Genomic DNA, 2064 nt, shown 5'->3' with positions numbered 1-2064 from the left:
GGCCCGCTCACGCAGCTCTTGCGGGTACTTCTTCGAACTCACAGACTTCATCCTCGCTCAAGAGACGAAGCCTCCCGACATGCCGGGGCGATTCACACCTCCTCACCTTGGCGGGTAAGGCCACCTCCCCACCCTCGCGGGCAAGGTCACCTCCCCACCTTCACGAGCAAGCTCACCCCCACCTTGGCGGGCAAGGCCACCTCCCCACCCTCGCGGGCAAGGCCACCTCCCCACCTCCGCCAGCGAACCCACCCCCTCACCTCCGCGAGAAGGCTCGCCCACATCCTCGGCGAACAGTCCCAGCCGAACTCAACGCAGCATTTCGGCGACCAGGAACGACAACTCCAGCGACTGCTGAGTGTTGAGCCGCGGGTCACATGCGGTCTCGTACCGACCCGAGAGATCCAGATCGGAGATGTCCTGGGCCCCACCCAGGCACTCGGTGACGTCCTCACCGGTGAGCTCGATATGCAACCCACCTGGATGGGTGCCGAGCGCGTGATGGACCTCGAAGAAACCCTGCACCTCGTCCACGATTCGGTCGAAGTGGCGGGTTTTGAATCCCGTGGACGATTCGTGGGTGTTGCCGTGCATCGGGTCGCACTGCCAGATGACCTGATGCCCGGTGGCCTGCACCTTTTCGACGATCGGCGGCAGCACCTCACGGATCTTCGTGTTGCCCATCCGCGATACCAGCGTCAAGCGGCCGGGTTCGTTGGTGGGGTCGAGCCGCTCCACGTATTCCACGGCCTGATCCGGCGTGGTGGTCGGGCCGATTTTGAGGCCGATGGGGTTGGCGAGTAGTTCGGCGAAGGCGATGTGCGCGCCGTCGAGCTGGCGGGTGCGTTCCCCGATCCACAGGAAATGCGCGGACAGGTTGTACAACGCCGGCGCCCCGGCGGAATTCTCGGCCAACCGCAGCATCGCCCGTTCGTAATCCAGCACCAGCGCTTCGTGTGAGGCGTAGATGCGGGCCGATTGCAGGCTGGGATCGTTCACCCGGCAGGCGGTCATGAACCGCAGTCCCCGATCGATCTCCTCGGCCAGCGCCTCGTACCGCGCGCCCGCCGGGGACTGCGCCACGAAATCGCGGTTCCAGTCGTGCACCCGATGCAGATCCGCCATACCCGCGTTGGTGAGGGCCCGCACCAGGTTCATCGCCGCGCTGGCGTTCGCGTAGGCCCGCACCAGCCGGGACGGATCGTGCTCACGCACCGCCGCGTCCGCGACCAGCGAATTCACCATATCGCCGCGATAGGACCGCAAACCGAGCGCATCGGTATCGGAGGACCGCGGTTTGGCGTACTGACCGGCGATCCGCGCCACCTTCACCACCGGCAGACTCGCCCCGTAGGTGAGTACCACCGCCATCTGCAGCAGAGTGCGAATATTGCCGCGGATATGCGGCTCGGTGTTGTCGGCGAAGGTCTCCGCGCAATCCCCGCCCTGCATGAGGAACGCTTCCCCACGCGCCACCTCGGCGAGCCGCTCCCGCAGCTCATCCACCTCGGCGGGCAGACAGATCGGCGGCACACTCTCCAGCACCGTCCGCATCTCCGCCGCCTGCCCCGCATCCCACGACGGCTGCTGCAGCGCGGGCCGCGACAACGCGTCGTCGAGCCGTTTACGCAGCTCGGCAGGCAGCGGCGGCAGTTCGGGCAAACGGTCGATAGGAACGTCGACGGTCCAATTCACCAGTTCAGGATACTGCTACATGGCCCCGCCTCCGGCGGGGCGGGGGTGGGGCCCTGCATCCCGGTTCTTCACTCCCGCCGGTCGGTCGCTGCGCTCCCTCCCTCTGGTCGCTCCAGAACCGGGCGGGCCCCACCCAGGACAGATAGCAACCATCCGGACAAAACGAGAGATCCCCGCCAACGCACCCCGCACTACGCAGCCCACGGGCCCGGTACCAGCGTCACCACCCGGTTCCGATCCGAACCGGGCTCATCCAGCGAATGGGTCACGTTCTCGGTGCCGAGTTCAGCGAGGCCCACAAAGGGTTCGGCCCGCGTCTGCTGTCAGCCCTCGAAGCGCACGTGGCGAAGCCACGAGTCTCGAGGGCTG

General features: G+C 66.6%; 1 protein-coding gene. It reads right to left on the bottom strand.

Translation table 11 applies throughout. From position 1 onward, the window contains the following. Positions 1-309 precede the first annotated feature (309 nt). Entirely contained in the window at positions 310-1695 is a 1386-nt protein-coding gene (locus tag AB0F41_RS31510) for a class II 3-deoxy-7-phosphoheptulonate synthase (protein ID WP_357430238.1), read from the bottom strand. Between the last annotated feature and the right edge of the window lie 369 nt (positions 1696-2064).

Origin of the sequence: Nocardia sp. NPDC024068, from assembly GCF_040638875.1 — a bacterium.
Lineage (GTDB): Bacteria > Actinomycetota > Actinomycetes > Mycobacteriales > Mycobacteriaceae > Nocardia.
This window is presented reverse-complemented; position numbering and strand designations above follow the sequence as displayed.